We start from the raw sequence: 7,524 nt of genomic DNA on the forward strand, positions 1-7,524 counted from the left end.
CGGAACCTAAGGAGCGAGGATGAGCGGGGGAGAGGCTGCCAAGAAAGGCAGCATGGGGTTCTGGAGCTGTACCGCGCTGGTGATCGGCAACATGGTCGGCTCGGGCGTCTTCCTGCTGCCCTCCAGCCTCGCTGCCTATGGCGGGCTCAGCCTGTTCGGCTGGCTGGTCTCCAGCACCGGCGCGGTGCTGCTGGCCTTCACCTTCGCCCGCCTGGCGCGGCTCAACCCCGGCGCCGGCGGGCCCTACGCCTACACCCGCGAGGGCTTCGGCAGCTTCGCCGGCTACCTGTGCGCCTGGACCTACTGGAAGGCCGCGTGGATCGGCAACGCCGCCATCGCCGTGACCCTGGTGGGCTACCTGCGGGTGTTCATCCCGGCGCTGGCCGACCCGCTGCTGATGGTGGCCACCGCCATCGGCGCCATCTGGCTGTGCACTTTCATCAACCTGCGCGGCATCGCCACCTTCGCCGTGGTGCAGAACCTGCTCACCGCGCTCAAGCTGATCCCGCTGCTGCTGGTCGGGGTGCTCGGCTGGCTGCACTTCAACCCCGACTACCTGGCCATCCCGCCGCGCGAGCAACTGCCGAACATGGGCTACGCCCAGGCCATCGCCACCACCGCGGCGCTGACGCTCTGGTCGTTCATCGGCCTGGAATCGGCGACGGTGCCGGCCGACGACGTGCGCGACCCCAAGCGCACCATCCCGCGCGCCACGCTGTTCGGCACCCTGGCCGCGGCCGGGGTGTACGTGTTGTCGATCACCTCGGTGCAGGGCCTGATGCCGCCGGAGGTGCTGGCCAAATCGACCTCGCCCTTCGCCGACGCCGCGCGCGTGCTGATGGGCGACTGGGGCTACTACCTGGTGGCCGCCGGCGCGGTGATCGCCTGCCTCGGCGCGCTCAACGGCTGGGTGCTGCTGCAGGGGCAGATCCCGGTGGCGCCGGCGCGCGACGGGCTGTTCCCCGAATCCCTCGGCAGGCTCAACAAGCACGGCGCCCCGGCCAACGGCCTGTGGGCCTCGGGGCTGCTGGTGACGGTGCTGGTGCTGATCGACGGCCAGGGCGACCTGGTGGACGTGTTCAACGTCATCATCCTGCTCGGCACCATGACCGGCGTGGTGCCCTACGCCTTCTGCACCGCGGCGCTGCTGCAACTGCTGGCGGTGCGCACCAGCGAGTTCTCGCCGCGCTCGCGGCCGCAGCTGATCGCCGTCGGCTCGCTGGGCTTCCTCTACTCGCTGTGGGCCCTCTACGGCACCGGCGAGCAGGCCATTTTCTGGGGCTTCCTGGTGTTCATGGCGGGCATCCCGATGTACACCTGGCGGCAATGGCGCAACCGCCAGCAGGGCCTGCCGGTGGCGGAAATCGACTAGCGCCCGTTCGCAGCTGGAGCGTGCCCTGTGTCACATAGGCCGGCATCGACTTTTGCCCTTGCCTTGTTATAGTGGCACGCCATCACTACAAGAACTGCCGCGCACAGCAGAGCAGGGCATTCCCGAGGGTTTCCCCCGTGACCGAGTACAAAGCATTTCGCGTCGAACTGGCCGACAAGATCGCGCATGTGATCATCAATCGCCCGGAAAAAGTCAACGCGATGAACGCCGATTTCTGGCGCGAGATCGTCGATATCTTCCGTTGGGCCGATGAAACGGATGAAGTCCGCGTGGTGGTGATTTCCGGCGCCGGCAAGCATTTCTCCGCCGGCATCGACCTGATGCTGCTGGCCCAGGCCGGCAGCCAGCTGGGCAAGGACGTCGGCCGCAACGCCCGCGCCCTGCGCCGCAAGATTCTCGAGCTGCAGGCCTCGTTCAACGCCATCGACGCCTGCAGCAAGCCGGTGCTCGCCGCCGTGCAGGGCTATTGCCTGGGCGGCGCCATCGACCTGATCTCGGCCTGCGACATGCGCTACTGCAGCGAAGACGCGCAGTTCTCCATCAAGGAAATCGACATGGGCATGGCCGCCGACGTCGGCACCCTGCAGCGCCTGCCGCGGCTGATCGGCGACGGCATCATGCGCGAGCTGGCCTACACCGGGCGCATGGTCGACGCCGCCGAGGCGGTGCGCATCGGCCTGGTCAACCGCAGCTACGCCGACAGCGCGGCGCTGCTCGACGGCGTGTTCGAACTGGCGCGGCAGATCGCCGGCAAGTCGCCGATCGCCATCCGCGGCACCAAGGAGATGATCCGCTACGCCCGCGACCACAGCGTCGAGGACGGCCTGGAATACATCGCCACCTGGAACGCCGCCATGCTGCAATCGGCCGACCTGCAGAAGGCCATGGCCGCCCACATGAGCAAGCAGCAGCCGGAGTTCGCCGACTGATGCCCCATTACTCCCTCGCGCAGGAGGCGCGTTAGCCCGATGGTCACTGGAGCCACCTCCCTCAGTCTGGTGCGCGATGAACTCTTCGCCACCATGGAGCAGGCCGAGCAGAACCTCGAGCAATTCATCGCCGAGCGCCAGAACGGCAGCCTGCTGCAACACGCGGTCGAATGCCTGGCGCAGATCCGCGGCACCCTCAACCTGATCGAACTGGCCGGCGCCGAGCTGCTGGCCCAGGAAGCCCTGCAGCTGGCCACCGACATCCCCACCGGTGTCGGCGAGGAGCGCGACGGCCAGCTGGCCGCTCTGGGCAATGCCCTGTACGTGCTGCGCCGCTACCTGGAGAACCTGGAGGCCAATCGCCAGGAAATCCCCGAGCTGCTGCTGCCGGCGATCAACGACGTGCGCCTGGCCGCCGGCCAGCCGGTGCTGCCGGAGAGCTTCTTCTTCAGCGCGCGCCTGGACCTGCCGCGCCCGGCGGCGCCCCGCGCGGTGCCCACGGTGGCCGACCGCGCCCAGGAAGTCCGCCGCCTGCGGCACATGTACCAGGTCGGCCTGCTCGCCCTGGTGCGCGAACAGGACCATTACTCCGGCCTCAAGCTGATGGGGCGCGCCCTGGCGCGCCTCGACGCGCTGCTCGGCTACGGCCAGCGCAGCCGCCTGTGCTGGATAGGCGCGGGCGCCCTGGAAGCCCTGGTGGATGCGCAGATGCTGCCGCGCAAGGCGCGCAAGCAGCTGTTCTCGCGCCTGGACCGGGAACTCAAGCAGCTGCTGGCCAACGCCAGCTACGAGGCGCCGCGCCAGCTGCTCAAGGAGCTGCTCTACCTCACCGCCCTGGCCGACACCCGCGGCCCGCGGGCCAGCGAGCTGCGCGAGGTGTTCGGCCTGGCGCCGCTGCCGTTCACCGACCACCTGCTGGAAGACGAGTCGCAGCGCCTGTCCGGCCCCGGCCAGGCGGTGATGCGCTCGCTGTCGGCGGCCATCCGCGAGGAACTCACCACGGTCAAGGACCAGCTCGACCTGATCGAGCGCGGCGTGTCCCCGGCCGATGCCCTGGGCACCCTGCACACCCAGCTGGGCAAGCTGGCCAAGACCCTCGGCATGGTCGGCCTGAACTCCGCGGCCAACGTGCTGCAGGGCCAGGTCTCGGTGGTGTCCGGCTGGGTGGCCAGGGGCGCGGTGGAGTCGCCGGTGGCGCTGAACGCTCTGGCCGACGCGCTGCTCTACGTGGAAAGCCTGGTCGGCAGCCTGGAACGCGGCGAGCGCATGGCCGCCCCCGCCATCATCGACCTCGAGCCCAGCGCCGAGTCCTTCGCCGTGCACCAGCTGGCCGAGGCGCGCATCGTGGTCATAGACGAAGCCCAGGGCGGCCTGGCCCTGGCCAAGCGGGCGATCACCGCCTACCTGGAATCCAACGGCGACAAGCTGCACCTGGCCAACGTCCCCGGCAGCCTGCAGGCCGTGCGCGGCGGGCTCTGGTTCCTCGGCCAGGAACGCGCCGCCCGGCTGGTCGGGGCTTGCGCCGACTACATCCAGCGGCAGATGATCGAAACCACGCAGATGCCGTCCGAGCAGATGCTGGAAACCCTGGCCGATGCCCTGACCGGCCTCGAATACTACCTGGAGGGCGGCGCCGTGCTGCGTCCCGAAGGCCAGCCCGACGTGCTGGACGTGGCCAGCGAGAGCGTGCGCGCCCTCGGCCTGGAGGTGGCTGCCTGATGCGTACCGGACGTTGGGAGTCCGCCTGGCTCGACCCGGCGGAAAAGGGTGGTTGGGCCGTGGCCCATTACCGCCAGCAATTCCTCGGCGATGCCAATGGCGTGCTCTTCCCCCGTGACTGGCTCAAGCGCCAGGACCTGCCGGTGCTCTCCGAGCAGGGCGTCGGCCACTTCGATGGCGATGCCGTGTACCTGCTGGAGCTGGAGTCTCCCGCCAGCGTCGAGGGCTGCAGCTGGATAGGCCTGCGCCACGTCATGCTCGAGGCCGCGGAAGACCAGTTCGCCATGCTCGGCTTCGCCAGCCAGGTCGGCACCTGGGCCCGCGAGAACCGTTTCTGCGGCGGCTGCGGCCAGCCGATGCGCGCCGTGCCGCGCGAGCGCGCCATGCGCTGCGACGCCTGCGACATCCAGCGCTACCCGCTGCTGTCGCCGAGCATGATCGTCCTGGTCACCCGCGGCGACGAACTGCTGCTGGCGCGCTCGCCGCGCTTCGTGCCGGGCATGTACAGCACCCTGGCCGGCTTCGTCGAGCCGGGCGAGTCAGTGGAGCACTGCGTGGCCCGCGAGGTGAAGGAAGAAGTGGGGCTGCAGGTCGGTAACATCCGCTACCTGGGCAGCCAGAACTGGCCCTTCCCGCATTCGCTGATGCTCGGCTTCCACGCCGAGTACGTCAGCGGCGAGATCGTCTGCCAGCCGGACGAGATCGAGGACGCCCAGTGGTTCCCCTACGACTCGCTGCCGCGCCTGCCGGCCGGGCGTTCCATCGCCCGCTACCTGATCGAGAGCTGGCTGGCGCGCCGCGCCGGACGGCCCGATCCCATCCTGCCGGGCGGCGGCTACTGACGCCCGGCGCTTTCCCCGCGCTTCAGGCTGCGCTGAACCAGTGCTGCCAGACCAGGCGCGCGGTCAGCGCCAGCACCACCAGAATGAACACCGGGCGGATGAATTTTGCGCCGCCGCCGATGGCGGTGCGCGCACCCAGGTAGGCGCCGACCATCAGCGCGCTGCCCATGCACAGCCCGAGCAGCCAGACCACCTGGCCGGAAGCGACGAACACCGCCAGCGCCACTATGTTGCTGACGAAGTTCATGGTGCGCGCCACGCCGCTGGCGCGGACCAGGTCCAGTGGGTACATCAGCAGGCTGCTGACGGTCCAGAAGGCGCCGGTGCCGGGGCCGGCCACACCGTCGTAGAAGCCCAGGCCCAGGCCTTGCGGCCACTGGCGCCTGCGCCCGACCGGGGCGTCGGCGTCCAGCGGCGCCTTGGGCGTGCCGCCGAAGAGCATGTAGATCCCGCAGGAGAACACCACCACCGGCAACATGCGGTTCAGCCATTCCGCCGGCAGCAGGTGCGCGGCCCAGGCGCCGACGGCCGCGCCTATGGCGGTGGCGAGCAGGCCGTTGCGCCACTTCGCCGGGTGGAACAGCTTGCGCTTGCAGAAGGTGTAGCTGGCGGTGGCCGAGCCGAAGGTGGAACTCAGCTTGTTGGTGCCCAGCGCCAGGTGCGGCGGTACGCCGGCGGTGAGCAGGGCGGGGATGGTCAGCAGGCCGCCGCCGCCGGCGATGGCGTCGATGAAGCCGGCGAGGAAGGCCACGACGGCGAGGATCAGCAGGGTGAGCGGGTCGATGGCCAGCTCGAAGGGGAGGGTGAAGGGCATGAAAAGTACGACCTGGGTTCAAGGCTGCGACGCCACGGCTGGCCGTCGCGTCGAGGGGTGCGCATAATGCCGGCAATTCTACCCGCAAGGAACTGATTCAATGCAGTACGACGGCCTGGCCTGGACGTTCGCGCTGATCGCCCTGCTGGCGCTGCTGGTCGCCGCACGCATCCTCTTCGACCGCCACTGGTTCCTCGGCTGGCTGCGCGGCTGCGCCGGCCTGGCCTTCGTCGCCGCCGCGCTGGCGCTGGGCCTGGCGGCCTGGGACCTGCGCAGCTACGACGCGTTGCCCGCCGAGCGGCCGCTGGCGACCCTGAGCTTCCAGCGCCTGGCGCCGCAGCGCTACGAGGTGAAAATCCTCGAAGGCGACCGCGAACGCCGCGTCGAGCTGGGCGGCGACCTCTGGCAACTGGACGTGCGCATCATGCAGTGGCGTGGTTTGGCCGCGCTGATCGGCCTGGACCCCGGCTACCGCCTGCAGGGCCTGGCCGGCCGCTACCTGGCCATCGAGCAACAACAGGCCCAGGCCCGCCAGCAGGTGCTGGCGCAAAGCCCCTACGGCTTCGACCTGTGGCGCTGGCTGCGCGACGGCCAGCACGACCTGCTGACTTTCCGGCCGCTGGCGGCGCGGGTGAACTTCCTGCCCATGGCGGACCAGGCGGTCTACAGCGTCCGCCTGGGCCCCGCGGGCCTGGAGGCGGAACCGGTCAACACCGCGGCGCAGCAGGCGTTGCGGGAGTGGCGGTAGGCGGGCCGCACCGGAGCAACTGTCTTGCCGGTTGCGTCGAGAGGCTTTTCGTAGGATGGGTTGAGTTTACGAAACCCATGCGGTCGTGGTGATGGGTATCGCTTCGCTCAACGCCATCCTACGTCGCCCCACCCGCCGGGAGGCACGGCATTCCTCCCCCGTAGGAGCGGACCTTGTCCGCGATGGCCGGACACCCCGGCGCGATTCGCAGATGAGATCCGCTCCTACGCTGTCCCACCCGCGCCATTCCCATGTAATTGGATGGACTCACCCTCACCGAGGCGTCGAGGCGCCACGGTGGCGGTCTAAGAAGCCACCGACAGTGAGGGTGAATCCATGAAAAAGCATACGACGATGAATAAGCCGGTGTCTGCAACCGATGTATCGGTGTGCACGACAGTCGCCGTGGATCTGGCGAAAAAGGTCTTCCAGGTGGCGGGGGAAGACGCCCTGGGTCAACTGGCGTACGAACAGCGAATCAAGTCGCGTGAAGCGTTTCAGGCGTTTCTGCAGAAGCTGCCGGAGGGCGTGACGGTGCTGATGGAGACCGGCCCTGGAGCACAAGCCTGGGCCCGGCTGCTGCAGGCGCAGGGCAATCCGGTGCGGATCCTGCCGGCCCAGCGGGTGGCCGAGCACCGGAGCGGAGCGAAGAATGATCGCAATGATGCCCACGCCATTCTGCGGGCGGGCCGGGATAGCAGTATCGCGTCGGTACCGGTGAAGAGCGTCGCGGCACTGGCGATGCAGGCCTGGCACCGTGTCCGGCGGGGCTATGTGCGGCGGCGCACCGCCATGGGTAATCAGATCCGCGGGCTGCTGCTGGAGCAGGGTATCGCCCTGGCGCAGGGGGATGTGGGCTTGAAGCAAGGTGTCACCCGGGTGCTGGAAGACGCTAGACAGCCGTTGCCGGCTCTGCTGCGCGAGCTGATCGACGAGATGCTGAACGAATGGAAACGGCTGGGCGAGCGTATCGCCGCGCTGACCGGGCGTCTGGAAGCCTGTGCCGCCGCCGACCCGACAGCCAAACGGCTGATGACGGTACGTGGTATCGGTCCGATCACGGCTACGGCCTTGCTGGC

At 69.0% G+C, this 7,524-nt stretch carries 7 protein-coding genes; 6 read left to right on the plus strand and 1 reads right to left on the minus strand.

The annotated features are described in order from the left end of the window. Positions 1–19 precede the first annotated feature (19 nt). From QSJ95_RS17705 to nudC, 4 genes are all read left to right on the plus strand, one after another. Positions 20–1,372 (plus strand): amino acid permease, encoded by a 1,353-nt coding sequence (locus QSJ95_RS17705; protein WP_058489115.1) that lies wholly within the window; start codon positions 20–22, stop codon positions 1,370–1,372. 137 nt (positions 1,373–1,509) lie between these two features. Beyond that, the gene (locus tag QSJ95_RS17710; RefSeq protein ID WP_043266857.1) at positions 1,510–2,322 is read left to right on the plus strand and encodes a crotonase/enoyl-CoA hydratase family protein; all 813 of its coding nucleotides are present in this window, start codon (positions 1,510–1,512) and stop codon (positions 2,320–2,322) included. A 39-nt stretch (positions 2,323–2,361) separates the two neighbouring features. Beyond that, entirely contained in the window at positions 2,362–4,041 is a 1,680-nt protein-coding gene (locus tag QSJ95_RS17715) for a FimL-related protein (RefSeq protein ID WP_285644158.1), read from the plus strand. Continuing rightward, entirely contained in the window at positions 4,041–4,883 is an 843-nt protein-coding gene (gene nudC / locus QSJ95_RS17720) for an NAD(+) diphosphatase (RefSeq protein ID WP_285644159.1), read from the plus strand. Before QSJ95_RS17715 ends, nudC begins: the two co-directional genes overlap by 1 nt. Before the next feature lie 22 nt (positions 4,884–4,905). Here nudC and QSJ95_RS17725 read toward each other — a convergent pair whose 3' ends face one another. Continuing rightward, the gene (locus QSJ95_RS17725) at positions 4,906–5,697 is read right to left on the minus strand and encodes a TSUP family transporter (RefSeq protein WP_285644160.1); all 792 of its coding nucleotides are present in this window, start codon (positions 5,695–5,697) and stop codon (positions 4,906–4,908) included. Between the two features lie 100 nt (positions 5,698–5,797). Here QSJ95_RS17725 and QSJ95_RS17730 point away from each other — a divergent pair, with 100 nt between their 5' ends. Both QSJ95_RS17730 and QSJ95_RS17735 read left to right on the plus strand, forming a co-directional pair. After that, positions 5,798–6,445 (plus strand): hypothetical protein, encoded by a 648-nt coding sequence (locus QSJ95_RS17730; protein WP_043266849.1) that lies wholly within the window; start codon positions 5,798–5,800, stop codon positions 6,443–6,445. 354 nt (positions 6,446–6,799) lie between these two features. Continuing rightward, the coding region (locus QSJ95_RS17735) for an IS110 family RNA-guided transposase (protein ID WP_285644174.1) at positions 6,800–7,524 on the plus strand (725 nt) is incomplete at its 3' end.

Source organism: Pseudomonas sp. NBRC 100443 (assembly GCF_030268185.1).
Taxonomy (GTDB): Bacteria; Pseudomonadota; Gammaproteobacteria; order Pseudomonadales; family Pseudomonadaceae; genus Pseudomonas; species Pseudomonas citronellolis.